Source organism: Cryobacterium sp. W22_MBD10_FK3 (assembly GCF_052113745.1).
Taxonomy (GTDB): Bacteria; Actinomycetota; Actinomycetes; order Actinomycetales; family Microbacteriaceae; genus Cryobacterium.
The window spans coordinates 1-24,863 of sequence record NZ_JBGQOH010000012.1 but is presented as its reverse complement, the minus strand read 5'-3'; the positions used below and the strand labels follow the sequence as shown (position 1 = coordinate 24,863).

The 24,863-nt window shown below is 70.1% G+C and carries 18 protein-coding genes; 7 read left to right on the top strand and 11 right to left on the bottom strand.

Annotated elements, in window-relative coordinates:
* Positions 1–23 precede the first annotated feature (23 nt).
* A complete protein-coding gene (locus ACEN2M_RS12210) occupies positions 24–686 on the bottom strand; it encodes a VOC family protein (protein WP_441648403.1) in 663 nt (220 codons plus the stop codon).
* 161 nt (positions 687–847) lie between these two features.
* On the opposite strand from ACEN2M_RS12210, the gene ACEN2M_RS12205 reads away from it, so the two are divergent.
* Positions 848–1,327: an Lrp/AsnC family transcriptional regulator gene (locus ACEN2M_RS12205; protein ID WP_441648402.1), complete on the top strand. Its 480-nt coding sequence runs from the start codon at positions 848–850 to the stop codon at positions 1,325–1,327.
* Between the two features lie 101 nt (positions 1,328–1,428).
* On the opposite strand, the gene ACEN2M_RS12200 is transcribed toward ACEN2M_RS12205, so the two are convergent.
* From ACEN2M_RS12200 to ACEN2M_RS12180, 5 genes are all read right to left on the bottom strand, one after another.
* Complete coding sequence (locus ACEN2M_RS12200; protein WP_441648401.1) at positions 1,429–3,717, bottom strand: polyribonucleotide nucleotidyltransferase; 2,289 nt, start codon at positions 3,715–3,717, stop codon at positions 1,429–1,431.
* A gap of 276 nt (positions 3,718–3,993) precedes the next feature.
* Positions 3,994–5,091: an iron-sulfur cluster-binding protein gene (locus tag ACEN2M_RS12195; RefSeq protein WP_441648400.1), complete on the bottom strand. Its 1,098-nt coding sequence runs from the start codon at positions 5,089–5,091 to the stop codon at positions 3,994–3,996.
* A complete protein-coding gene (locus tag ACEN2M_RS12190; RefSeq protein WP_441648399.1) occupies positions 5,088–6,146 on the bottom strand; it encodes a dihydroorotate dehydrogenase in 1,059 nt (352 codons plus the stop codon). Before ACEN2M_RS12190 ends, ACEN2M_RS12195 begins: the two co-directional genes overlap by 4 nt.
* Before the next feature lie 230 nt (positions 6,147–6,376).
* Positions 6,377–7,018 (bottom strand): FMN reductase, encoded by a 642-nt coding sequence (locus ACEN2M_RS12185; RefSeq protein ID WP_441648398.1) that lies wholly within the window; start codon positions 7,016–7,018, stop codon positions 6,377–6,379.
* Position 7,019: 1 nt separating this feature from the next.
* Positions 7,020–8,222 carry an LLM class flavin-dependent oxidoreductase gene (locus ACEN2M_RS12180; RefSeq protein WP_441648397.1) on the bottom strand — a complete coding sequence of 401 codons (1,203 nt, stop codon included), beginning with the start codon at positions 8,220–8,222 and terminating at the stop codon, positions 7,020–7,022.
* Between the two features lie 284 nt (positions 8,223–8,506).
* Here ACEN2M_RS12180 and ACEN2M_RS12175 point away from each other — a divergent pair, with 284 nt between their 5' ends.
* Both ACEN2M_RS12175 and ACEN2M_RS12170 read left to right on the top strand, forming a co-directional pair.
* Complete coding sequence (locus tag ACEN2M_RS12175) at positions 8,507–10,228, top strand: glycoside hydrolase family 13 protein (RefSeq protein WP_441648396.1); 1,722 nt, start codon at positions 8,507–8,509, stop codon at positions 10,226–10,228.
* 109 nt (positions 10,229–10,337) lie between these two features.
* Positions 10,338–10,790: a hypothetical protein gene (locus ACEN2M_RS12170; RefSeq protein WP_441648395.1), complete on the top strand. Its 453-nt coding sequence runs from the start codon at positions 10,338–10,340 to the stop codon at positions 10,788–10,790.
* A gap of 29 nt (positions 10,791–10,819) precedes the next feature.
* Here ACEN2M_RS12170 and ACEN2M_RS12165 read toward each other — a convergent pair whose 3' ends face one another.
* Positions 10,820–12,847, bottom strand: a complete 2,028-nt coding sequence (locus ACEN2M_RS12165; protein WP_441648394.1) for a multicopper oxidase family protein — start codon at positions 12,845–12,847, stop codon at positions 10,820–10,822.
* Between the two features lie 222 nt (positions 12,848–13,069).
* Complete coding sequence (locus tag ACEN2M_RS12160) at positions 13,070–14,608, bottom strand: amino acid permease (RefSeq protein WP_441648393.1); 1,539 nt, start codon at positions 14,606–14,608, stop codon at positions 13,070–13,072.
* A gap of 233 nt (positions 14,609–14,841) precedes the next feature.
* Here ACEN2M_RS12160 and ACEN2M_RS12155 point away from each other — a divergent pair, with 233 nt between their 5' ends.
* Complete coding sequence (locus tag ACEN2M_RS12155) at positions 14,842–15,396, top strand: type 1 glutamine amidotransferase domain-containing protein (protein ID WP_441648392.1); 555 nt, start codon at positions 14,842–14,844, stop codon at positions 15,394–15,396.
* Between the two features lie 247 nt (positions 15,397–15,643).
* On the opposite strand, the gene ACEN2M_RS12150 is transcribed toward ACEN2M_RS12155, so the two are convergent.
* Positions 15,644–16,456, bottom strand: a complete 813-nt coding sequence (locus tag ACEN2M_RS12150) for a fructosamine kinase family protein (RefSeq protein ID WP_441648391.1) — start codon at positions 16,454–16,456, stop codon at positions 15,644–15,646.
* A gap of 204 nt (positions 16,457–16,660) precedes the next feature.
* Between ACEN2M_RS12150 and ACEN2M_RS12145 the strand changes: the two genes are divergently transcribed.
* On the top strand, positions 16,661–16,948 hold the full coding sequence (locus ACEN2M_RS12145; RefSeq protein ID WP_441648390.1) for a hypothetical protein: 288 nt from the start codon (positions 16,661–16,663) through the stop codon (positions 16,946–16,948).
* A complete protein-coding gene (locus ACEN2M_RS12140) occupies positions 16,945–17,559 on the top strand; it encodes a hypothetical protein (protein ID WP_441648389.1) in 615 nt (204 codons plus the stop codon). The genes ACEN2M_RS12145 and ACEN2M_RS12140 overlap by 4 nt, the downstream gene beginning before the upstream one ends.
* 107 nt (positions 17,560–17,666) lie before the next feature.
* On the opposite strand, the gene rpsO is transcribed toward ACEN2M_RS12140, so the two are convergent.
* Positions 17,667–17,936: a 30S ribosomal protein S15 gene (gene rpsO / locus ACEN2M_RS12135; protein ID WP_066594293.1), complete on the bottom strand. Its 270-nt coding sequence runs from the start codon at positions 17,934–17,936 to the stop codon at positions 17,667–17,669.
* 282 nt (positions 17,937–18,218) lie between these two features.
* Here rpsO and ACEN2M_RS12130 point away from each other — a divergent pair, with 282 nt between their 5' ends.
* Complete coding sequence (locus ACEN2M_RS12130) at positions 18,219–23,669, top strand: DUF4011 domain-containing protein (protein ID WP_441648388.1); 5,451 nt, start codon at positions 18,219–18,221, stop codon at positions 23,667–23,669.
* Between the two features lie 425 nt (positions 23,670–24,094).
* On the opposite strand, the gene ACEN2M_RS12125 is transcribed toward ACEN2M_RS12130, so the two are convergent.
* Positions 24,095–24,772, bottom strand: coding sequence for a maleylpyruvate isomerase N-terminal domain-containing protein (locus ACEN2M_RS12125; RefSeq protein ID WP_441648387.1), 678 nt, complete (start codon positions 24,770–24,772; stop codon positions 24,095–24,097).
* Positions 24,773–24,863: the final 91 nt, after the last annotated feature.

Sequence of the window (24,863 nt, the reverse complement as noted above, 5' to 3'; positions counted from 1 at the left end):
CACGCTCGACCGCACTACGCCGGTCAGGCGTCCCAGCTGCACACGCAGAGCTCGTTGCCCTCCGGGTCGGCGAGCACCCACCAGTCCGGGGCGTGCTCGTCGGTGAGCAGCACTCCCCCGACGTCGATAATGTCGGCCACCCGCTCCTCACAGTCGGCCACGGGCACGTACACGTCCAGGTGGATGCGGTTGCGCTCGGTGCGCGGAATCTCCATGTGTTGGAACCACACCTTGGGGCCGACGCCGCGGGGATCGCGCAGTTCGAGGTCGTCGGCCGGTCCGAACTCCCGGTAGCCCAGGCCCACCCGCCAGAACGGGCGCACCGCTTCGGCATCGCTGCAGTCGATTGCCACATCGGCACGGCTGGGCACGAGACGGGTGGCTTCGGCGTGCTGCTCGGCCGCGAGCTCCTGGATGCGCAGGGCGAGCCGCAGATCCCGTTCGGTGACGCCGCCCACATCGTGGCTCTGTAGTTCGAACTCCACGGTTCCGTAGCCGAGCTTCACGTCCGGGTGGTGGTCCAGCGCCTCGGCGTCGGCGGCCACGGCATCCACCAGACGAACGGCCGTGGCGAAATCCGGGGTGCGGTAGGTCGCGTACAGCGTTCCCTCCAGATGCAGGAAGTCACCCCCGGCGAGCACCGAGCGGGTTTGGGCGGGAGTCAGGGTGTTCGCCGTGTCGTTCATCCGACCACTCTTCCGTGCGGCGCCGACCCGGTCAACCCTCGTCGGAGCGCCGTGCTTCCTCTACGAGCGGGCAAGTACTTGACCATCCGCGCAGCCGATGCCGGTCTCGGTGTGCACTGTGCCCTGTTCAGGGGTCACTCTGCGTGCTACGGTCAGGCAGTATGCACCACGTGGACAAAGTCGACCTTGAATTGCTCCGTGCGCTGTGCGCCGACCCGGACAGCACGTTCGTGGGGCTGGCGCAAACCCTCGGCCTCTCCCGCAACACGGTGCAGGCCCGGATGAGTCGACTGGCGGAGTCCAAGGTTTTCCTCGCGTTCGATCGTCGGATCAGCCCGGCCGTGCTCGGCTATCCGTTGACGGCGTTCATCGAGGTGTTCATCGTGCAAAAGCGCGCCGCCGAGATCATCGCCCAACTCAGCACGATCCCTGAGGTCGTGCAGGCGCACGGCATGAGCGGGGCGGCCGATCTTCTGGTGCAGGTCGCCTGCTCGGACGCCGAAGACCTGTTCCGGATCGACCGCACCATCCTCGCCTGCGAGGGTGTCGAGCGCACCGAGACCGCCCTGGCGATGGGCGAGCTCATCCCGTTCCGGATCGTGCCGCTGCTCGAGCGCGGCGTACGGCCCCGCCCCGCCTAGCGCCCGGCCCCCCAGACGCGAAAAGGCCCGCCCTGCCGAAGCAGGACGGGCCTTCCGTCTGACCGGCACACCTGGCGAGAGGTGGCCGGCAGAACTAGTGACTAACCTTCGGCCGGAGCTTCGGGTCCCTCGGATGCAGCGTCACGACCGTGCGTGTCGGCTTCATCGGCGAGGACCGGGGCGAGCGAAAGCTTGCCACGGTCGTCAATCTTGGTGATCTCAACGAGGACCTTCTGGCCCACGCCGAGGACGTCTTCGACGTTCTCCACGCGCTTGCCGCCGGCGAGCTTGCGCACCTCAGAGATGTGCAGCAGGCCGTCCTTGCCCGGGAGGAGCGAGACGAAGGCGCCGAAAGCGGCGATCTTCACGACAGTTCCGAGGAACTGCTCGCCAACCTCGGGGTTGGTGGGGTTCGCGACGGAGTTGACCATGGCGCGAGCGGCCTCGGCCGAGGGACCATCGACAGCACCGATGTACACGGTGCCGTCTTCCTCGATCGAGATGTCGGCTCCGGTCTCGTCCTGGATCGAGTTGATCATCTTGCCCTTCGGGCCGATGAGCTCGCCGATCTTGTCGACGGGGATCTGCACGCTGATCACGCGGGGCGCGGTCGGTGCCATCTCGTCGGGCTTGTCGATCGCGGCGTTCAGCACGGCGAGGATCGTCGTGCGAGCATCCTTCGCCTGCGTCAGCGCACCGGCCAGGACCGACGCGGGAATGCCGTCGAGCTTGGTGTCGAGCTGGATCGCTGTGACGAATTCGCTGGTGCCGGCAACCTTGAAGTCCATGTCGCCGAGGGCGTCTTCGGCGCCGAGGATGTCGGTCAGAGCCGCGTAGCGGGTCTTGCCGTCGACGGTGTCGGAGATGAGGCCCATGGCGATGCCGGCGACCGGGGCGCGCAGCGGCACTCCGGCGTTCAGCAGCGACAGGGTGGAAGCGCAAACGGAACCCATCGAGGTGGAACCGTTGGAGCTGAGCGCCTCGGAGACCTGACGGATGGCGTACGGGAATTCCTCACGCGTGGGCAGCACGGGAACCAGGGCACGCTCAGCGAGCGCTCCGTGGCCGATCTCGCGACGCTTGGGCGTGCCGACCCGACCGGTTTCACCGGTGGAGTAGGGCGGGAAGTTGTAGTTGTGCATGTAACGCTTCTTGGTGACCGGGCTCAGGGAGTCGATCGTCTGCTCGAGCTTGAGCATGTTCAGCGTGGTGACACCCAGGATCTGGGTTTCGCCGCGCTGGAAGATAGCGGAACCGTGCACGCGCGGGATGACCGCAACCTCGGCGTCGAGCGGGCGGATGTCGGCCAGGCCGCGTCCGTCCATACGGACACCCTCGTTGAGCACGCGTGAGCGCACGACGAGCTTGGTGACGGACTTGTACGCCGCGCCGACCTGGTTGTTGGCGGTTGCGGGCAGTTCGCCCGCTTCGACCTTGGCCGCGACGGCGGTCTTGACGGATGCCTTGAGCACGTCGTCGGCATCCTGACGCGCGATCTTGTCGGCGATCACGTAGACGTCCTTGAGGCCGTCGTACGCGAGGGCTGCGACGGCGTCGTAGACCTCGGTGGTGTACGGCGGGAACAGCGGGTAGTTGCCGGTGGGCTTGGACGCGGCGGACGCGACCTGCTGCTGGGCGACGATGAGCTGCTTGATGAACGGCTTGGACGCCTCGATACCCTCGGCGATGACCTCTTCGTTCGGCTTGATGGCGCCGCCCTGGATCAAGGTCCAGGCGTTGTCGGTGGCTTCGGCCTCGATCATCATGATCGCGACGTCTTCGCTGCCATCGGCATCCGTCACAACGCGGCCGGCGACGACCATGCTGAACACTGCCTCTTCAACCTGCGAGTGCTTCGGGAAGGCGACCCACTGGCCGGAGCCGTTGTCGTCGGGGATGAGGGCGACGCGAACGCCACCGATCGGACCGGAGAACGGCAGGCCGGCGATCTGGGTCGACATGGACGCGGCGTTGATGGCCAGCACGTCGTAGTACTCGTCGGGCGCGATGGCCAGAACGGTGACGACAACCTGGATCTCGTTGCGCAGGCCGTCGACGAACGACGGGCGCAGCGGCCGGTCGATCAGGCGGCAGGTGAGGATCGCTTCGGTCGACGGGCGACCTTCGCGGCGGAAGAAGCTGCCCGGGATGCGGCCAGCGGCGTACATGCGCTCTTCAACGTCGATCGTCAGCGGGAAGAAGTCGAAGTTGTCCTTCGGCTGCTTGCTGGCGCTCGTGGCGGAGAGAAGCATGGTCTCTTCGTCGATGTAGGCGGCGGCAGAGCCCTGCGCCTGCTGGGCGAGACGCCCGGTTTCGAAACGGATGGTGCGCTTGCCGTACTTGCCGTTGTCGATAACGGTCTCGGCGAACGTGATTTCTGGACCCTCCATATGGGGGTTCTCTCCTTTGTTTAGACTCGTTTGCCCGTGTGGCGCGCGAGTGGGACATCGGAGCAGGAACGCAGCAGAACAAGCTGCCGAACATGTGTTGGGCGCTGACGTTGCTGGCCACCAGTAGAAATTCACCAACGGCGCTGTGCCTGGCACCGTGTTTTTTGACACTGTCGCGTTGGGAAACCACCACCGAGGACCAGCGTCCTGCCAGTCTGCTCCGGGTATTACCGGTAGATCCGAAGAACTACCTGACCAAGCCTAGCAGAACAGGGGTTAAACGATAGGGATGACGGCGTCGAAGACCGGGCCGTCTGCGCAGACCAGCGGCCCCTCCACACTGGGGTCGGTGCGCACCGGGGCGGCGCAGCCGTGGCAGTAGCCCAGGCCGCAAGCCATGTGCGCTTCGAGCGAGGCCTGCACCGGCACTTCCCAGTGCGCGCCGAGCTCGGCGGCGAGCCGGGCGAGCACGCCGGCGCCGCAGACCATGACCACGTCGGGCGGGGTCTTCTCCGTCGTCGTGCCGTCGAAGTGGCCGCGCAGCCGGGCGCTCAGTGCCGTCAGGTCGCTGGTGCCGTCGTCGTCGGTGGCTTCGAGCACGCGTACGCCCAGTTCGGCGCAGTCGGTGCGACCGAGCAGTTGGTCGGCGCTGCGACCGCTGAGCACCATGGTGGTGCGGATGCCCGCCGCCGCGGCATCCTCGGCGGCGCCCATCACGCCGCAGATGCCGACGCCGCGACCGATGAGCAGGACGGTGCGGGTGCCGGCGGGGAACTCGAAGCCACGGCCGAGCGGGCCGGTGAGCTGCAGGGTGCCGCCGACGGGCACGGCGGCCAGGGCACGGGTGCCGCGGCCGACGACGCCGTAGATCAGCTCGATCGTGCCGGGCGCGGCAGCGGTCGCCGGCTGGTGGGTGCTGGCGGGGCGAGCCGGCGTGGCCGGGCGGCGGCGATGGATGGCCATCGGCCGGGGCAGCAGAATCGTGGCGCCGTCGTGCGGGGGCACCGTGATCATGAGGAATTGGCCGGCCTGGGCCGTGGCGGCGATGGTGTCGCTGGCCAGGACCAGGCGGCGGTAGCGCTCCCCCACCGGTTCGTGCACGAGCACCAGGGCGTCGTCCCACACCGGTTGCGGCCGTGACACGGCCGAGCGCGGTCGCACCGAGATGAGCCCCTCCAGGGCGCGTTCATCAGCCTCGGCAAACGCGCGTGCCCGCGCGGCGGCCTCGCGACCTGCCGTGTACTCGGCTGTCGCCCGCCTGCGTCCGTCCCCACCTCGCTGGTCGAGCGTGTCGAGACCCCGTGACCCGACCTGCGGGGTGTCGACAGGCTCGACCAACGCATGGTTGCGTTCGGAGGACAGGTTCGGGTTCACAGCGCAGCCTCCAGCTCAAGCAACTCGCGAATACTGCCCACCCCGGCATCCATGCACCGTTGCCGCAACCCGCGCGCGATCTCCACCGCCGCGAACGGCCGCGCGAAGCTGGCCGTGCCCACCTGCACTGCTCTGGCCCCCACCGAGAAGTAGTCCAGGGCGTCGTCGACAGAGCCGACCCCACCGCAGGCGATCACGGGAATCTGCACCGCCCGCGACGCCAGCCAGACCAGCCGCAGCACGATCGGCTTGATCGACGGGCCGGACAGCCCGCCGATGACGTTGCCGAGAATGGGTCGGCGGGTGAGCGCATCCAGCGGCATCGCCGGTATCGAATTGGCCACACAGACCGCGTCGGCGCCGGCCTCCTCGGCGGCCCGCGCGCAGGCGGCGATGGAGGCGACCAGCACGGGCAGCTTCACGATGATGGGCTTGTCGGTGACCAGGCGCACGGCGGCGACGACCTCGCGGATCGCGGCCGGATCCGAGCCGATGTCGGTGCCGTCACGATCGAGGTTGGGGCAGGACACATTGAGCTCGTAGGCCGCGCCGTGCTCGCCGAGCGCCGCCACGACCGGCGCGTATTCGCCCGGCCGGTGCCCGCCGACGCTGATGATGGTGGGTGCGTCCAGCGCCGCATACCGGGGATGCAGCGTGGCCAGGTAGCCGGCCGGGCCGTGGCTGGGGATGCCGACACTGTTGACCATGCCGGCGGGGATCTCGGTGAGCCTGTGCACCGGGTTGCCGCCGCGGGCGGAACCGAAGACGGTCTTGGTGACGGTCGCGCCCAGCTCGGCGACCGGGATGAGCGCGCCGAGCTCAGGGCCGAAGCAGCCGGATGCCGGCATCACCGGGGTGTGCAGCGTGAGGGTGCCGATGCGCACGGAGAGGTCGACCGCCGGGGCGCCGGCCGGGTCGAGCGGGTCGGGGGCAGCGGCGAAAAACGCGGCGCGGGCATCCGGGGCCACGGCGCGGGCATCCGGGACTGCGGTGCCGGCTTGCGGGGCCGCGGCGCGGGCATCCGGGGCCGCGGTGCCGTCGAGAACGGGGACCATGCGACGACCTGTCTGCGCGGTTGTCACGGGTTCCGTCTCGCGGAAGCACTCTCTCCGGCGCACCGCGTTTCAGTCTGCCGCCTGCCGCGCGGCTCCATCAGAGCCGAAAGTCCCGGCACACCCGGTGAGCACGCGAAAGCGGTCGTGGGGTCACCTCAGCGAGCTGAGGCGACCACACGACCGCTTTCGTGGGACGCACGTGACCACACGACCGCTTTCGTGGAGCGGAACTAGCGGGGCGGGAACATCCCGGCGGGGTTGAAGTCCGCGGGCAGTTCGAACGGGTCGCGCACCCGGGCGGACCGGTCGGAGCGGGCGACCAGGGCCGAGAGCTCCCCCGCCGCGCGCTCGATGCGGGCCGGCAGGGTCTGCACCCGGCTGTCGACGCGGCCGCCGTCACCTGTGCCCCAGTCTTCCGAGGCGGCGAACACCGAGGTGGGCACCACCACGGCGTGCAGGTAGGTGAACATCGGCCGCAAGGCGTAGTCCAGCGCCAGCGAGTGCCGCGGAGTTCCCGCGGTCGCACCGATCAGCACCGGCTGATCGGTGAGCGACCGGTTGTCGATCACGTCGAAGAAGGTCTTGAACAGGCCGCTGTAGCTGGTCGTGAAGATCGGGGTGACGGCGATGAGGCCGTCGGCCGAGGTGACGGCCTCGATCATCTCTTCCAGCCGCGGGTTGGCGAACCCGGTGAGCATGTTGTTCATGATGTCCTGCGCATAGTCGCGCAGCTCGTAGGTCACCACCTTCGTCGTGATGCCCTCGTCGGCCAGCCGCGCCACGGTGGCCGTGGCGAGCTTGTCGGCGAGCAACCGGGTCGACGACGGCTGGCTGAGGCCGGCCGAGACAACCGCGAGGGTGCGCTCGGTCATCCTAGGCTCCTGTCTTGGTCGCACCGGCGAGGCCGAATGCGGCTCCGTTGGCACGGCGGTGCGGCGCGATGGCGCCGGCGGTGTCGAGGTCGTCGCGCGCAGCGGATGCGACGGCATCCGTCGCGGGGGCGGCGCCGGCGGCAAGCACCAGGGACTCGTGGGTGGGACCCTCGGGCACATCGGCGGGACGGTTCTTCGCGAACTCCTTGCGGAGCACGGGCACGACCTCCTCGCCGAGGATGTCGAGCTGCTCGAGCACGGTCTTCAGCGGCAGGCCGGCGTGGTCCATCAGCCAGAGCTGGCGCTGGTAGTCGCCCACGTAGTCCCGGAAGCCCAGGGTGCGGTCGATGACTTCCTGCGGGCTGCCCACGGTGAGCGGGGTCTGCTCGGTGAAGTCCTCCATGCTCGGGCCGTTGCCGTAGACCGGCGCGTTGTCGAAGTACGGGCGGAATTTGCGCTTGGCGTCCTGCGAGTTCTTGCTCATGAAGACCTGGCCGCCAAGGCCGACGATCGCCTGCGCGGCGGTGCCGTGACCGTAGTGCTCGAAGCGGTTGCGGTAGTACTTCACCATCTTCGCGGTGTGCGAGGCGGGCCAGAAGATGTGGTTGGAGAAGAAGCCGTCGCCGTAGTACGCGGCCTGTTCGGCGATTTCGGGGCTGCGGATGCTGCCGTGCCAGACGAACGGAGCCACGCCGTCGAGCGGGCGCGGGGTGGATTGGAAGCCCTGCAGCGGGGTGCGGAACTGGCCTTCCCAGTCGACGTAGTCCTCCCGCCACAGGCGGCGGAGCAGCGCGTAGTTCTCCAGCGCCAGCGGGATGCCCTGGCGGATGTCCTGGCCGAACCAGGGGTAGACCGGGCCGGTGTTGCCGCGGCCCAGGGTGAGGTCGACCCGGCCGTCGGCCACGTGCTGCAGCATCGCGAAGTCCTCGGCGATCTTCACGGGGTCACTCGTGGTGATCAGCGTCGTGGCGGTGGAGAGGATGATCCGCTCCGTCTTGGCCGCGATGTAGCCGAGCATGGTCGTCGGGCTCGACGGCACGAACGGCGGGTTGTGGTGCTCGCCGGTGGCGAAGACGTCGAGGCCGACCTCTTCCACCTTCTGGGCGATGGTGAGCATGGCCTTGATGCGCTCGTGCTCGGTGGGGGTGCTCCCGTTGGTGGGATCGGTGGTGAGATCGCCGACAGTGAAGATTCCGAACTGCATTTCCAGCCTCCAAGACTCAATGCGTTTGCATGTATGTGGGTGTCAACGGCGGATGACCCGATCCTATTCCCGACCCATTATCGCGGCAGCAGACCGAAACGGCTCGGCGCCGGCTGACCGGGGTGTCCCGCGCTCCCCCTCGGCGGCCGCGTCTCCCCAGAGTGGTGCCAGCCGAGCCCCGGACGCTACATTGGACGGACGATTATTTCTGCAGGCAACCAATTCGTGTGACGCCGGATGGCCCGGGCTCGCCCGCGCTGGACCTCCCGGCTTGGGAGGACCCCGTGACCAGTCTCGACAACCGCACCGTGCCCGCGCGCTCCGCCCCCGCGCCCAGCGACGCCCCGTCCGCCGCGGCCCCGTGGTGGACCACCGCCGTGGTCTATCAGGTCTATCCGCGCAGCTTCGCCGACTCCAACGGCGACGGTATCGGCGACCTCGGCGGTGTGCGCGGCAAGCTGGACTATCTCGCCGAGCTCGGCGTCGACGCGATCTGGCTCTCCCCGGTGTACCCGTCGCCGCAGCACGACAACGGCTACGACATTCGCGACTACCAGGACATCGACCCGGTGTTCGGCAGCCTGGCCGAGTTCGACCTGCTGTTGGCCGAGGCCCACGAGCGCGGCCTCAAGATCGTGATGGACCTGGTGGTCAACCACACCAGCGACGAGCATCCGTGGTTCGTCGAGTCGCGCTCGTCACTGGACAACCCCAAGCGCGACTGGTACTGGTGGCGGCAGCCCGGCGCCGACGGCGCCGAGCCCAACGGTTGGGGCAGCGCGTTCTCCGGCCCGGCCTGGACCCTCGACGAGACGACGGGTGAGTACTACCTGCACCTGTTCGCCACCCAGCAGCCCGACCTCAACTGGGAGAACCCTGAGGTGCGGAGCGCGGTCTACGACATGATGAACTGGTGGCTGGACCGCGGCGTCGACGGGTTCAGGATGGACGTGATCAACTTCATCGCCAAGCAGGTGGAGCTGGTCAGCGGACCGGCAGCGTCGACGGGCGGCGGCTCCCCGATGGGCGCGCAGATCCACGACTACCTGCAGGAGATGCACCGAGCCGTGTTCGCCGGCCGCACCGGCGAGCACCTCACCGTGGGCGAGATGCCCGGGGTGAGCATCGACGATGCCGTGCTGTTCACGGATGCCGCACGCGCCGAGGTCGACATGATCTTCCAGTTCGAGCACGTCTCGCTCGACCAGGGCAGCCACAAGTTCGACCCGCTGCCCCGCGACCTGGTGCCGCTGAAGAAGAGCCTGGCCCGGTGGCAGGACGGCCTGGCCGAGACCGGCTGGAACAGCCTGTACCTGAACAACCACGACCAGCCCCGGCTGGTGTCACGGTTCGGCAATGACACCGATTTCCGCTACGAGTCGGCCACGCTGTGGGCGCTGGTACTGCACCTGCACCGTGGCACGCCCTATATCTATCAGGGCGAAGAGATCGGCATGACGAACGTGCGGTTCGACGGCATCGAGCACTACCGCGACATCGAATCGCTCAACCACTACCGGGAGGCCGTGGAGCAGTTCGACCAGTCTCCGGCGAGTGTGCTGGCCGGGGTGCACGCCATGGGCCGCGACAACGCCCGCACACCGATGCAGTGGGATGACTCCGAGCACGCCGGGTTCAGCACCGGCACCCCGTGGCTGGCGGCGAACCCGAACTACCGCACCATCAACGTGGCGGCCGACCGCGCGGCTGCCCGCAGCGTTTTCGGTTTCTACCAGCGGCTGATCGAACTGCGCCACTCCGATCCCGTGGTCGCGCTCGGTGCCTTCACACTGATCGCCCCCGACCACGACCGGCTCTACGCGTTCACGCGCATCCTGAACGGCCAGACGCTGCTGGTGCTGGCCAACGTCTCGGATGCCCCGTTGACCGTGCAGGGCGACTGGCTGCCCGACGACATCTCGGGCGCCGAGCTGCTGCTGGGCAACTACCCCGGTGACGGTTCCGCGGCGCTCCGCCCCTGGGAGGCCCGGCTCTACAGGCTCTAGGAGGGGGCCGGTCGGCCCCGTTGACCGGCCCCGGCGTCCGGGCGTACGCTGCCCGCGAAGCCTGGATCGGCTTCGATCTGGGTTCCGGTCGACCGGAAGGAGGCCTGCCATGCGCAGGGCCTATCAGATCGTGTGCCACATCATCGCTGTCTGCGTCGTTGTGCAGGCCGCCGTGATCGCGTGGTCAACGTTCGCAATCCTCAATGCCTCCGACGAGGGCGGTACCGTCTCGGTGGAGTCGGGCGTCACCGGCTTCATTGTGCACAGCGCCGTGGGCCAGCTGGTCATCCCGCTGCTGGTGCTCACCGTGCTCGTGATCGCGCTGATCGCTCGCATCGGCATCAGCTGGGCGGTCTGGCTGCTGGTGGCCGTCCTGGTGCAGTTGTTCCTCGGCTACACCTCGTTCGACGTTCCCGGCCTCGGCCTGTTGCACGGCATCAACGCCTTCGTCATCCTCGGCCTGGCCGAGACGGGTGCCAGGATGGTCGGGACGCAGCCGAGCGGCGCGAAGAGCGTACGCACGCCGGCAGCTGAGCGCACCGCGCTGGACGACTCGGCCTGACCGAACCGGGCCGGCCATGCCGCGCCCGGTCACTCGGACCGGTTGCCGTGCGGGCCGCCCTGCTCGAACGGGCTCGTCACGCCCCGGTAGGTCAGCGCCATCATCATCCCCTCGGCAGCGTGGTCGAGGTTGTGGCAGTGGTCCATCCAGATGCCCGGGTTGTCGGCGGTGGTTTCGACCACCCACACCTCGCCTGGCTGCACGTCGAAGGTGTCCAGCCAGAGCGGCGCCCCGGTCGACGGGCGGCCGTCCCGCGACAGCACCCGCACATGATGGCCGTGCACGTGCATCGGATGCGTCTCCAGCCCACGGTTGACCACCGTGAGCCGCACCGTGTTCCCCTCGCTCACCTCGATGCTCGGAATGTGCGGGAACACCTGACCGTTGACGGTGTACCCGTAGGCGGGCCGGCCGGCCAGGAACCGGGGGTTGCGGTCCAGGACCATGGTCGCCTCCACCCGGCCGGCTCCGGCCGGCAGCGCCTGGTCGGTGGGCGTGCCGTAGCGCAGCAGGTCGAGGTCGCCGGATGCGGGGGCCGCCGGGGGCGCCGCCGTTTCGGCCGGCCCGAGCGTGAGGATGGCCGTCGTCGAAGCGTTGCTGCTGAGGCGCACACCGGTCTCCGGCACCGTCACCGAGACATCCAGTCGCCCGCCCGCGGGGACCCGGAGCGCCTGGCCGGCGACCGGCGTGCCGCCGGCCAGGTCGCGGCCGTCTGCGGCGACCACGGTGAACGGGGCTCCGTCGAGGGTGAAGCGGTGCGGCACCTGGTCGGTGTTGACCAGCCGCAGCCGCACGGATTGCCCGGCGGCGACATCCCGGGCCGACGCCACATCGGAATCGCCGAGGATCACCGCGGTGCTCAGCGTGTGCAGCGGCACCGTGAGGTCGACCGATTCGGCGACCCCGGCCGGCGGCAGCACCACCAGGGTGCCGAACAGTCCGCGCCGCACACCATCGGCCGACACCTGGTGGGTGTGATACCAGTAGGTGCCGGTGTCGGTGGCCGCGAACCTGTAGGTGAACGAGTCGCCGGGCAGCACGGCGTCCTGGGTGACCCCGGCGACGCCGTCCTCGCCGGCCGGCACGTCGTAGCCGTGCCAGTGGATGGTGACGCCCTCCTCGATGTCGGCGTTGTGCAGAGTCACCTCGACCAGGTCGCCCTGGGTGACCCGCAGTTCCGGGCCGGGCAGCGACCCGTAGGTCCACGCCGCCACGCTCTTGCCCGAAGCAAGCGTCACCCGCTGCTGCTGCGCCGTGAGGTCGAAGGATCGTAGGGTGCCCGGCGTGTCGGCGGGTGTGCGCAGGTCGGTCACCGACACGCCGCCCGGCGGTGCCGTCGCCGGGTCGGCGGCGCCGTGTTCGTGGGTCGCCGACAACGCCCCCGGCGCTGCGACGCTGCCGAGCCACACCACTCCGAGGGATGCCGCGACGACGAGCACGCAGAATGCTGCGAGCCCGGTGACCACCCGCGTCGGCCGCCCCGCGCCCACAGCCCAGGCCAGCGCGGCGCTCAGGAGCACGAGCGCCAGCAGCACCAGCGCCGGAATGAGCTCCAACGGATAGCCGATCACCAGCCGGGCGATGATCCCGGCGGCGCCGGCCGCGGCAGCACCGACAAGAGCCGCTCGGCCGTGCGCGCCGGGAGCGGGGCGGATGCCGCGGGCCACGGCCACCAGCTCGGGGACGGCGAGCACGCCGACGGCGACCGACGCGGCGACGGCCACCGGCAGCGCGAACACCACCTTCTCCTGAACGAACCACCAACCGTGACCGGCGAGCAGGGCGGTGCAGAACACCTGGGCGAGAAGACCCAGGGCGCCGACGCCGAACAGGGCGATCACGAGCCAGGCGACCCGGCGCTGACGGGTCGTCGGCGGCGGGTGCGGGTGCGGCGAGTGCGCGTCACTCGGCGGGCGGGCGGCATCCGGCGGGCGGGGGTCAGCCGCGGGCGACCCGCGCGCGCCCAGCCCAGCCGCCAGAACCGCGGCGCCGATCCACGCCCCGGCGGTGACGATGGCCGCAACGAGGTCGAGGGCGAGCAGCAGCGACGCCGTCACGGCTGATCACTCCGAGTGCCGGTGCATGGGATCTTCCTCCGGGCTGCGGCTCGCACGCCCGTCCGGTTCGAACGGGCGATCCGCAAAAAACGCTACTCCGCCCCAAGCGGCAGCGCGAGGCCCCGCTCCCCATCACGGCAACCGACGGGTTTCTGTTGCCGAAGCGGACATTTGCGTCCGGTGCGCCGGGTGCACAGGTCCGTTTCGGGAACAGTTACGGAGCTACTCGCCCTTGATCGCCCGCTTCTCGGCTTGGAGCTCTTCGCGTTCGGTGGCGTCGACGAGAAGCTTGGCGTTGATGCCCACCAGCGAGTGCCGGCGGCCGTAGGCGAAGTACACGATGAAACCGAGCAGCAGCCAGACACCGAATCGCGCCCAGGTGAGGGTAGTGAGGTTGAGCATCAGCCAGAAGCAGAGCACGGCCGAGAGGATCGGCAGGAACGGCGACCACGGCACCTGGAACGACCGCTTGAGGTCGGGGCGCTTCTTGCGCAGCACCACGACGGCGATGCTCACGAGCACGAATGCCGAGAGCGTGCCGATGTTGATCATCTCTTCGAGCACACCCACGTCGGTGAGCCCGGCGATCAGCGCCACTGCGGCTCCGGTGATGATCTGGATGCGCACCGGTGTGCGGCGCTTCTCCGAGGTGACGCTCAGCCAGCGCGGCAGCAGGCCGTCGCGGCTCATGGCGAACAGCACCCGGCTCAGCCCGAGCAGCAGCACCATGATCACCGTGGTGAGGCCGGCCAGGATGCCGATGGAAATGACCTGAGCGGCCCATCCGGCACCGACCGCGACGAAGGCCGTGGCCAGCGAGGCGTTGGGGTCGTCTGCGAGCACGGTGTACGGCACCATGCCGGTGAGCACCAGGCTGACGCCCACGTAGAGAACGGTGACGATGGCCAGGCCCGCGAAGATGCCGCGCGGCAGGGTCTTCTGCGGGTTCTTGACCTCTTCGGCGCTGGTGGCAACCACGTCGAAGCCGATGAAGGCGAAGAACACCAGCGAGGCGCCGGCGAGCAGGCCGAAGATGCCGTACTGCGCGGGCGCGGCGCCGGTCATGAAGGAGAACAGCGACTGGGTCCAGACGTCGCTGCCGACGCCATCCGTGGTGGGCACGGACTCGGGGATGAACGGCGAGTAGTTGGCCGGGTTGATGAAGAAGGCGCCGACCACGATGACGAACAGCACGATCGCCACCTTGATGATGGTGAACACGCTGGCGACCCGGGCGGAGAGCTGGGTGCCCAGCACCAGCAGGGTGGTGAAGATGGCGACGATCACGAAGGCGCCCCAGCTCACGTTGAGGCCGAGCACGGTGATGGTGTCGGGGACGTTCCAGTTCCAGAGCTCGAAGACGTTGCTGAGGTAGATGCCCCAGTACTTGGCGATCACGGCGGCGGCGGTGAGCATCTCCAGGATCAGGTCCCAGCCGATGATCCAGGCCAGCAGTTCGCCGAGGGTGGCGTAGGTGAAGGTGTAGGCGGAGCCGGCGACCGGCACCGCGGAGGCGAACTCGGCGTAACACATGATCGCGAGAGCGCAGGTGACCGCGGCGAGCACGAAGGCCAGCGTCACGGATGGGCCGGCGTAGCTGCCTGCCGCCTTGGCGCCCACCGAGAAGATGCCTGCGCCCACCGCCACGGCCACGCCCATGACCATCAGGTCCCAGGTGCCCAGGGTGCGTTTGAGGCTGTGCCCCTTTTCCAGGGAATCCGCTATCGATGACTCGATGCTCTTCGTACGCCAGAGACTCATGAGGGGTTCCGTTCCGTGTAAAGCTCAAGTTTAGGGCGACGGGTTCCCGAGCGGCAGACCAAAAGTCCCTAGCGGGCACCGCCGCGATGTGCGATGCCTTGCACAGGACCGCCTGCGGCCTGGGGCCGGCTGGGCGAAACCTTCACGTTTCGTGAGTATTCTCGGTCGGCCCCGCGGTCGTGGCTAGCGTGGAATCGACTCATGCCGTACCCACCGATGACAAGGAGAACCTCATGACGACCACCGAACTGTCCGGCAAGCGCATCGCCTTCCTACTCACGGACGGCTACGAAGACAGCGAGCTCAGCAGCCCCTGGCAGGCCGTGACGGATGCCGGCGCCACCGCCGTGCTCGTCTCCCCCGCCACCGAGAGCGTCACCGGCAAGAAGGGCCACTCCCAGTACGTCGACCTCGCCGTCGCCGATGCGAAGGCCGCGGATTTCGACGCCCTCGTGCTGCCCGGCGGGGTGGTGAACGCCGACCACCTGCGCCTGGATGAAAACGCGATCGCCTTCACCAGGGACTTTTTCGCCGAGCACAAGCCGGTGTCGGCCATCTGCCATGCCGCCTGGATTCTGATCGAGGCCGGAGTGATCGAGGGGCGCACCCTCACGTCTTACCCGAGCCTGAAGACCGACCTGCGAAACGCGGGCGCCACCTGGGTCGATGAAGAGGTGGTGGTCGATCAGGGCCTGGTCTCCAGTCGCACCCCGGCCGACCTGCCCGCCTTCAACGCGAAGGTGATCGAAGAGGCGCGCGAGGGCGCCCACGCCGGCCAGACCCCGTAGTCACACAACGTCGGCTCCGCCGCCCGCATCCGGGTGAGTGGCACCCTGCCCGTCGCCGAGTTGCGGCAAACTCCCCCTTCACTTTGCCCGCACTCATGGGGCACGTTGCCGCAACTCAGGGAGAGAGACATCCGCGAGTTGCGCCGGATGCACCCATCGGAGGCGCCCATGGGGGCTTGTGCCGCAACTCGACGAGCGGATGCACGGGGTGGGCTGGCCCGAAGTGAGCCAGGCGGGGCGGAACCGGTTACTCGGGCCGGGCCACACTGGGCAGCTCGAGCACCGCTTCGGCGGCCTGCTCGAGCGCCCGGCCGTACGCCGCACCGTGCCCGGCGGCATGCACGGCCAGCGGATGCAGCTGGTGCAGCGGTGTGCGCGACCGCCAGCCCGGCCGAAGCGGAGACGCCGACTCGTAGCCGGCGGTGATCTCCTCGAGGTACGGGCAGCCGAAGAGGGCCAGCATCGCCAGATCGGTCTCGCGGTGGCCACCGTGCGCGGCCGGGTCGATCAACACCACGCCATCGGCCGACCAGAGCACGTTGCCGGTCCAGAGGTCACCGTGCACCCGGGCGGGCGGGGCGCCGTCGTCGAAGTCGCCGGCCCCGATGCGGGCACAGGCGGCATGCACGGCCTCGGCCTGCCTGGCCGTGATCCCGCCCACGTCGACGGCGATGTCCAGATACGGCAGCACCCGGTAGCGGGCGTAGAACGCTCCCCAGGTGCTTTCGTACGCGGCCGGGAGGCTGCGATTGCCGATGAACAGCGGGCCGCTCCAGTTATCCGGCGGGGCGCCGAACGCCGGTGCCCCGGCGGAGTGGGTCACCGAGAGCTCGGCCCCGAAGGTGCGGGCGGCGGCCGGGGTGGGCGGTACCTCATCGACGGTCTCCAGCACGATATGCCCGGGCTCCAGGTCGATCACCTGCGCCGTGCGCACCCCTCCGGGCACCGCGAGCCAGACCAGGCCGGCGGCCTCGGCCTCGAAGAAGCCCGAGGGGGCCCCGTGGCGCCTCTTGTCGAAGCCCCGCGGGTCGCCGGTGGGTGAGTTGACGAAGTCGTTCATCCCTCCACTGTTGCCGCTTGCCCGGTCTCGCGCTACGGGGGCACGCCGCATCCCGCGAGAGCGGCCATGTGGTCGCCTCCGCGCTGCCGAAGCAACCACACCCCCGCTCTCGCGGGAGGATCGCGCGGGAGGACGCACCGACAGCAGAGTGGCAGGTGTCAAGAAATACTTGACATTGTCGCAGCGTCAAGGCATCCTTGACACATGAATTCAGCCGCTTCCTTCCCCCGCCCACGCTGGTACGGTCCCGCCATTGCGGCCGCAGTCGTCGTCATCGCCGCGCTCTCCGGGGCGGCCGTGCTGGTCGACGACGACGCTGCCGACGGCGTTTTCGGCTTCTTCACCGGTGCCATCTGCATGCTCCTGGTGTGCGTCGTGCTGTGGACCGAGATCGGCCGCAAGCTGATGGCCAGACGACGCGATGCGGCGGCACTCGACGACCTCGAACCACTACGGGTAGCCACCGACGACGACGGCACTGACCAGCGATGATGGCGCAACCCTCCGATCACTCCCGGCACGCGCTGACTCCCGCGGAAGCGACCGCGGTGCGCGATGCCGTCGCCGAGGCGGTGCTGGGCACGCCGGCCGGGCTCCGTGCTGACCTCGAAGGCGACCCGGATGCGTACCTGCGGCTGGTCAGTGCCAGCCGCACCGCCGCGGAGGAGACCAGCCGGCTGCTCCGGGAGTCGATCTCCGGCGCTCGCGCCGCGGGGCACAGCTGGGACACGCTCGGCCGGTTGCTCGGCGTGAGTCGGCAGGCCGCCCAGCAGCGGTTCTCCAGCACGACCGTCACGGCAACCGGCCGGCCGGGCGGGCCTGGCCAGCCGAGTCGAAAGGTGATCGGTCCGGTGACGGCGTTCGACGAAATGGCCCTGCTCGCCGACGAGGGCCGCCGCGGGTGGCACGTTGTCGACTACGGCACGATGTCTCACGTGTTGGAGTCGTCCGACCGGCAGTGGGAGCACCGCCGGCTGCTGTGGTCACCTGGAAGCGCGGCCAGACTGCACCTCGAAGCCGACGGCTGGCACCTGGTGCGCGATACGACATTCCCCTGGGGGTACTACACCCGGCAGCTCGATCTGCCGGCCGAGCCCGTCTGAGCGTCGCGGCCGGCCGCATCCGGGTACACAAAACGGGCCGCCACCTCAAAGGTGACGGCCCGTTTCGAAGAAGATCGCGTTATCAGCGAACCATTCGGCTACGTGCGTTAGCGGCGCAGGCCGAGACGCTCGATGAGCGAGCGGTAACGGTTGATGTCCACATCGGACAGGTAGCCGAGCAAACGGCGACGCTGACCAACCAGGAGGAGCAGGCCACGACGCGAGTGGTGGTCGTGCTTGTGCTCTTTGAGGTGCTCCGTGAGGTCGAGAATGCGCTGCGTGAGCATGGCAATCTGAACTTCGGGGGAACCCGTGTCGCCTGGGTGGGTAGCGTACTTTTCGATGATCGCCTTCTTAGCATTAGCTTCGAGTGCCATAGATGGGATCCCCTTTCTCTCACTGCGCGGTGCTCGGGGCAGAATGCCTGAGCTCTCTTTGTCCGCGGCCGTTGAACGGCAACCTCAAGATCTTAGCAGAGTTGGGCCCTCCCGGCGGATCGAGGGTGCCTCCCGCCCGTGGCGCGAGACACACCGGCCGGTTCGCGGGCGAGGTCCGCCCGGACGGGCTCACCTCGCCGATGATTGAATGGACCCCCAGGTGGGGGGACCAGAGCACGCGCAGCGTAGGCACCACACCCGCACGACACGAGGAGCACCCCGATGGCATCGACCGAGACGGCACCGACCAGCCCGGACTCCCCCGCGCCCGCCACTGCCGGCGACATCGCCATCAACACCATCGGCACCGCCAGCAACACGGAGATCTCCCTCACCCTCACGGCGACGCCGGTGCTCAGCTACGCCCTGGCGCACAACCGCATCAACGTCGTCGGCCGGGTGGGCGTCGACAACCGTGGGCCGGCCGTGCGCGAGGCCGTGCTGCGGCTCGAGGTACAGAGCGACGGCGCCACCCTCGGCACCGCCCGCGACCTCCTCGTGGACCTGGCCGCCGAGCGCACCGCCACCTTCACGGATGTCTCGCTCACCGTCGACCCGGCCGCCATGCTGCTCATCGAGGAGCAGCGGCCGGCCGAGATCCGGGCCGGCCTGCTCGTCGACGGGGTCGCCGTGGCCGAGGCCTCGGTGCCGATTCAGCTGCTCGCCGCGCAGCAGTGGATCGCCCAGCCGGTGGACCTGGCCCTGGAGATGCTCTCGGCGCACGTGCTGCCCAACCACCCCGAGATCGCTGTCCTGCTGGGCGAGGCCGCCGCCCTGCTCGAGGCCCGCACCGGCTCGGCAGCGATGCCCGGTTACCAGTCGGGCCCCGACCGCGTCGACCAGGTGGTCGAGGCCGTCTTCGTGGCCATGCGGGCCCGCGGCATCCGTTACGCCACCCCGCCGGCCAGCTGGGCCGACGACGGCCAGAAGGTGCGCACGCCCGGCGAGGTGCTCGGCCGCGCGCCCGACGGCGGCACCACCGGCGTGGGCACCTGCCTCGACACCGTGGTCGTGATGGCCGCCGCCCTCGAGCAGGCCGGGCTGCATCCGCTGCTCTGGGTGGTCTCCGGGCACGCCTTCCTCGGCTACTGGCGCGAGGAGGAGACCCTCGGCTCTCCGGCGCTCACCGACGTGGCCGAGGTGATCAACCTCATCGACCTCGACCTGATCCGGCTCGTCGAGACCACCCAGGTCACCGACCAGCACATCCACAGTCCGGTCACCTTCGCCCAGGCGCAACGCTCCCCCCACCTGCAGTGGCTGGCCGACCTTTCCACCGTGATCGGCGTCGTCGACGTGGTGCAGGCGCGCCGCACGCACATCCTGCCGCTGCCGGCCCGCACCGTGGCCGCCGACGGCACCGTGGTCGTCACCGAGTACCGGCCGGCCGCGCCGGGCGACGGCAGCCAGGTCGCTCCGACGGATGCGACGACCCCCGCCACGCCGGCCACGAGCACCGACCCCACGGCGCCGGGCACGCCGCCCCGCATCAGCCAGTGGAAGAACGCCCTCCTCGACCTGAGCCTGCGCAACCGGCTGATCAATTTCACCGAACGCGGCGCCCTCGCCCTCACCGTGCCCGACCGGCAGCTGGCCGCCGTCGAAGACCTCGTCACCGACGGTGCCGGGCTGACCCTGTTGCCCGCCGACCGGATGTCCACGACCGACCGGGAGCGCGGCATCCGGTTCGGCCGCGACCTGCCCGCCGACCAGCTCGCGGCCGTGCTCGCCGACAAGAAGGCGGTGTTCGCCGACGTCACCGACGCCGCCTACGCCACCAAGCTGCGCGCGCTGGCCTACAAGGCCCGCACCGTGGTGCAGGAGACCGGCGCAAACAACCTCTACCTGGCCTTCGGCAGTCTGGTCTGGACCGCGAACGACCGGGAGCTGCGCAGCCCCCTGGTGCTCGTGCCGGTGGCGCTCGAGCCCGCCGGCCGCGGCGGCGACTACAGGGTGCGACTGGACGAGTCGGGGGCGTCCACGCCCAATTACTGTCTGCTCGAGAAGCTCCGCCAGCAGCACGGCCTCACGATTCCCGGGCTGGCGACCCCGGCCGACGACGCCGCGGGCATCGACCTGGCGGCCGCGTTCCGCGCCACCCGCGAGGCGCTGTTGGCCGCGGGGCTGCCCTACCGGGTGGAGGAAACCCTCGACCTGTCGATCCTGCAGTTCGCGAAGTTCCGGCTCTGGAAGGACCTCGACGAGAACTGGGCGACCCTGGCCGAGAACTCCCTGGTGAACCATCTTGTGCACACCCCCACCCAGCCGTACGTCGACCCGGTGCCGCTGCCCGAACCTGCCGACCTCGATGCGCTCGGGGCCGAGTGCCCGGTGCCCGGCGACTCGTCGCAGCTCGCCGCGGTCGCCGAGGCCATCGCCGAGCGCACGTTCGTGCTCGAGGGCCCCCCAGGCACCGGCAAATCGCAGACCATCACCAACCTGCTCACCCGTGCCGTCTACGAGGGCAAGAAGGTGCTGTTCGTCGCCGAGAAACGCGCCGCGCTGCAGGTGGTGCAGGCCCGGCTGAACGAGGTGGGCATGGGGCCGTTCGCCCTCGACCTGCACGCCTTGGCCAGCAAGCCGGCCGCCGTGCGCGCCCAGATCCGGCAGGCCCTCGAGCACGAGGTGTCCGTGGACGGCCAGGGGCTGAAGAACGACCTCGACGTGCTCGGCACCGCAAGGCGCAGCCTGGCCCGGTACACCGACCGCCTGCACGAACAGAACGCCGCCGGTCTGTCGTTCTACTCCGCCCGCACCGCCCAGCTCACCGCGGACGACGACGTGCGGGCCCTGCCCGTGCCGGCCGACCTGCCCACGCGCATCACCGCCGACGAGCTCGACGAGCTGCGGCGGATGCTGCGGGACCTGCCCGACGTGACCGATCCGGCGAGGCCTCGGCCGCAGCATCCGTGGGCGTTCATCACCGCACCGCCCGCCGACCCGCTCGACCTGACCACCGTGGCCCGCGCCGTGCTCGAGCTCGACGAGGCGCTGGCCGCACTGACCCAGGTCGGCGAACAGGCCGGGCCGGCCGAGTCGCCGGCCGCCACCGCCACGGCGACGGCGGTGGCCGCGGCGGCGAGCCCCACCGAGTTCGTCACCCTGAGCAGCCTCGCCGCCGCAGACCGGATTCCGCTGGCCACCCTCGACCACACCCGCTCCGCAGACTGGGTGGCGGCCGCGGCCGCCGCCGAGCAGGGCACCACGGCCTTCGTGCAGGCGGAGCACCCGGCACTGACGGTGCTTGAGCCCGGTGCGCTGCGGCTGGAGGCCGCGTCACTGCATCGTGACGCCCAGGCGGCGGATGCGTCGGGCTTCTTCGGTCGCCGCGGCCGCCGGAAGGCCGTGCTCGCGCGCCTGGCCGCCGAGCTGAAGCCCGGCAGCAAGCTGCCCCTGGGCTCCCTCTCGACGGTGACCGGCCAGCTCGCCGACAGCCAGGCGCAGTTGCTCACGCTGCGCGACCTGGTGCGCGCCGTCGACGGTGTCAGCATCGCGGACGACTGGAACCCCCTCGTCGCCGGGGCGCCGACGGGGCAGACCGGCCGGGACGAACTCGCCGCCCGCCTCGCCTGGCTGCGCTGGGCCGGCGGTGTGGTCTCGTCGGAGCACCGCGACCTCGGCGACGACTTCGTGGCCGCCCTGCGCGACTACCTCGACGCCACCACCGCACCGGACGCCGCGCTCGCCACCGCACTGGGCCGCGCCCTGACCGCCCTGCAGGCCGTGATGACGGCCACCGGCGCCGGACCGGCCGCGATCGCGGGCTGGGCCGCGGACGGCGGCCTCGTCGCCGTCTGGTCCCGCGGCCGCGAGGAACGGGACGCCCAGGCGCCCGGGCTGCCCACGCTCACCCGGTGGATCGCCCTGCTCGAGCACCTGGAACCGCTGCGCCGGCTCGGGCTCACGGCCGCGCACACGGCGGTGCTCCGCGGCGAGGTCGACGCCGACGACGCCGGCCTGGCGTTCGAAAAGGGGCTCGCCAACGCATCCGTCGCCGAGCGCGGCACGGCCACCACCCTGGACCAGTTCGACGCCGCCGCCCAGAACCGCTCGATCACCCGCTTCACCACGTCGTCGGGCGCGGTGCGCAGGCACCTGCCCACCTTCATCCCCTACAGCGTGCTGCGGCGGCGGTCCATCGGGGCGGCCGAGCCGGCCACCGCTGCACCCGACCCGTCGACGGCCGACCCGGCCGCCCGGCTCGGCCTGCTCAAACGCCAGCTGGACCGGCAGCGCGGCGGCATGGGGGTGCGGGAACTCATGCACGAGTTCGGCGACCTGATCACCGACATCCTGCCGTGCATGCTGATGAGCCCGGAGTCTGTGGCCCGGTTCTTCCCGGCCCAGGCCGGCCTGTTCGACATCGTGGTCTTCGACGAGGCGTCCCAGGTGCGGGTGTCGGATGCCGTGGGCGCCATGGGGCGGGCCCGCTCGGTGGTGGTTGTGGGCGACAGCAAGCAGATGCCGCCCACCTCGTTCGCTGAGTCGACCATCGGCGCCGGCGACGGCGAGGCAGACACCCTCGAGTTCGTGCGCGACGAGGAGTCGATCCTGTCGGAGTGCGTGCAGGCCCAGGTGCCGAGCAAGTGGCTCTCCTGGCACTACCGCAGCCAGGACGAGTCGCTGATCGCGTTCAGCAACCGCGCCTACTACCGGGACCGGCTGTCGTCGTTCCCGGCGCCGCACCACGGTGCCCCCGAGCTCGGCGCCGGGCCGGCCGCCGAGTCGACGGTCGGCGTGGCCGGGTACGGCGTCAGCCTCCGCCGGGTCGACGGTGCCTTCCTGCGGAGCGGCACGGGCAAGTCCCTGCGCACGAACCCGGTCGAGGCCCAGGCCATCGTGGCCGAGATCCTGGCCCGGTTCGCGAGCGACCCCGAGGAGACCCCGTCGATCGGCGTGATCACCTTCAATGTGCAGCAGCGGGCCCTCATCGAGGGCAGCCTCCGCGACAGCGGCGATGAGCGCATCGTGCACGCGCTCGACACCGATACCGACGGCCTGTTCGTGAAGAACCTCGAGAACGTGCAGGGCGACGAGCGTGACACCATCCTGTTCTCCACGGCGTTCAGCGCGGATGCCTCCGGCCGGCTGCCGCTGAACTTCGGTCCGCTCAACCTGCCCGGCGGCGAGCGCCGCCTCAACGTGGCGATCACCAGGGCCAGGCGCCAGGTGATCGTGTTCAGCAGCTTCGCGCCCGCCGACCTGCGCGCCGAGGAGACCATCTCCGCCGGGGTGAAGGACCTGCGCGCCTACCTGGACCTGGCCGCCGGAGGCTCGGCCGGGCTCGCCAGCCCGCTGCGCCAGTCGGCGGCGCTGGACCGGCACCGGGAGGAGATCGCCGAGGCTTTGCGCGAGCGCGGCTTCGCGGTGCAGGCCGACGTGGGACTCTCCGACTTCAGGGTCGACCTCAGCGTGGCCACGAACGGGGCGCCCGGGCATCCGGTGATGGCGGTACTGCTCGACGGCCCCACCTGGGCCGCGCGCCGCACGGTGTCGGACCGGGACGGCTTGCCCGTCGAGGTGCTGTCCAGGCTGATGGGCTGGCCTGCAGTGGAGCGGGTGTGGATGCCCGAGTGGCTCGGCGACCGCGATGCGGTGCTCGACCGCCTCGCCGAGAGGCTCGACGCCCTCGACGCCGCCCGTCAGGCGCACGAGGCGGCCGCCCTCCCCTGACCACCCCACCGAGACTGGCCCACTTTTGCTAGTCCAGGCACCCCTCGCACTAGCAAATTCGGGCCAGTCATCGCAGGGCGCAACGAGAGTGGCCCACTTTTGCTAGTGCAGGCACCCCTCGCACTAGCAAATTCGGGCCAGTCATCGGAGGCCGCAGACCGCGCCCGCACCCGCACCCGCACCCGCACCCGCACCCGCACCCGCACCCGAGACTGGCCCACTTTTGCTAGTGAAGGCACCCCTCGCACTAGCAAATTCGGCCAGTCATCGCAGGGCGCAACGAGAGTGGCCCACTTTTGCTAGTGCGGAACGCCCCTCCACTAGCAAAATCGGGCGAGTCATGTCGTCTGACGGCAAGCCTGGGGTTGGGGCGGGGGCTGCCCCGGCTTAGAGCACAGTGAAGCCGGCGGCCAGCGGCGCCCGGCCTAGAGCACCGTGAAGCCGGCGGCCAGGGGCGCCCGGCCGGTCGCGGCGCGCAGCAGGGGCGCGGCCACGCCCTTCTGGGCGGCCAGGTCGGCGAGCACGTGCAGGGTCGCGGCGGCGGCGGGCTCGGGCACGGTCTGCTCGGCGGCCGGCACCCCCTGACTCTGCAGCAGGTCGCTGGTGTGCACCGTGAGTTCCACCGTGCGCGACGGCAGGTACTCGGCGATGCGGATGCGCCCGGCCGGCGTATCGGCCGGCTCGGAGCCATCGAGGGTGGCCACTCTCGCCAGCACCCTGGCGGCGAGCGCCGCCACCGCCGCCGCGGGCTCGGCGCCGAGGGTCAACGCGGTCTCCCTGCCGCGCTGGGCGATCACCTCGGGGGTGCCCGCGGCGAGCGCCCGCTCGTAGTAAGCGGCAGGAGAGGTCACCTCGATGGGCGCGGCCACTCCGGCGGCATCCTCCTCCGCCGCGAGGTCGAGGTAGGCCTCGATGGTGCTCAGCGCCCGACTGGTGTGCCCGACGAGGTCGCGCACGGTCCACTCGCCCAGGCCCGGCTGCGCCCAGACCGCGGCATCGCCGGCGGCGCGCTCGGCGATGCCGGCGGTCACGGCCACGAACCATCTCGTGGCGGTGTCGAAGGCGAAAAGCGTGTCTGACCAGTCCCGGGGAGTCTCACTCATGCCCACAGAGTAGCGGGGGGGGGGGGGGGGGGGGGGGGGGGGGGGGGGGGGGGGGGGGGGGGGGGGGGGGAGGGGGGGGGGGGGGGGGGGG

What these genes read in the sequence shown, in the direction of transcription:
- ACEN2M_RS12210 (WP_441648403.1), bottom strand. Translation starts at nt 686, where the DNA reads ATGAACGACACGGCGAACACCCTGACTCCCGCCCAAACCCGCTCGGTG.
- ACEN2M_RS12205 (WP_441648402.1), top strand. Translation starts at nt 848, where the DNA reads ATGCACCACGTGGACAAAGTCGACCTTGAATTGCTCCGTGCGCTGTGC.
- ACEN2M_RS12200 (WP_441648401.1), bottom strand. Translation starts at nt 3,717, where the DNA reads ATGGAGGGTCCAGAAATCACGTTCGCCGAGACCGTTATCGACAACGGC.
- ACEN2M_RS12190 (WP_441648399.1), bottom strand. Translation starts at nt 6,146, where the DNA reads ATGGTCCCCGTTCTCGACGGCACCGCGGCCCCGGATGCCCGCGCCGCG.
- ACEN2M_RS12185 (WP_441648398.1), bottom strand. Translation starts at nt 7,018, where the DNA reads ATGACCGAGCGCACCCTCGCGGTTGTCTCGGCCGGCCTCAGCCAGCCG.
- ACEN2M_RS12180 (WP_441648397.1), bottom strand. Translation starts at nt 8,222, where the DNA reads ATGCAGTTCGGAATCTTCACTGTCGGCGATCTCACCACCGATCCCACC.
- ACEN2M_RS12170 (WP_441648395.1), top strand. Translation starts at nt 10,338, where the DNA reads ATGCGCAGGGCCTATCAGATCGTGTGCCACATCATCGCTGTCTGCGTC.
- ACEN2M_RS12160 (WP_441648393.1), bottom strand. Translation starts at nt 14,608, where the DNA reads ATGAGTCTCTGGCGTACGAAGAGCATCGAGTCATCGATAGCGGATTCC.
- ACEN2M_RS12155 (WP_441648392.1), top strand. Translation starts at nt 14,842, where the DNA reads ATGACGACCACCGAACTGTCCGGCAAGCGCATCGCCTTCCTACTCACG.
- ACEN2M_RS12150 (WP_441648391.1), bottom strand. Translation starts at nt 16,456, where the DNA reads ATGAACGACTTCGTCAACTCACCCACCGGCGACCCGCGGGGCTTCGAC.
- ACEN2M_RS12145 (WP_441648390.1), top strand. Translation starts at nt 16,661, where the DNA reads ATGAATTCAGCCGCTTCCTTCCCCCGCCCACGCTGGTACGGTCCCGCC.
- ACEN2M_RS12140 (WP_441648389.1), top strand. Translation starts at nt 16,945, where the DNA reads ATGATGGCGCAACCCTCCGATCACTCCCGGCACGCGCTGACTCCCGCG.
- rpsO (WP_066594293.1), bottom strand. Translation starts at nt 17,936, where the DNA reads ATGGCACTCGAAGCTAATGCTAAGAAGGCGATCATCGAAAAGTACGCT.
- ACEN2M_RS12130 (WP_441648388.1), top strand. Translation starts at nt 18,219, where the DNA reads ATGGCATCGACCGAGACGGCACCGACCAGCCCGGACTCCCCCGCGCCC.
- ACEN2M_RS12125 (WP_441648387.1), bottom strand. Translation starts at nt 24,772, where the DNA reads ATGAGTGAGACTCCCCGGGACTGGTCAGACACGCTTTTCGCCTTCGAC.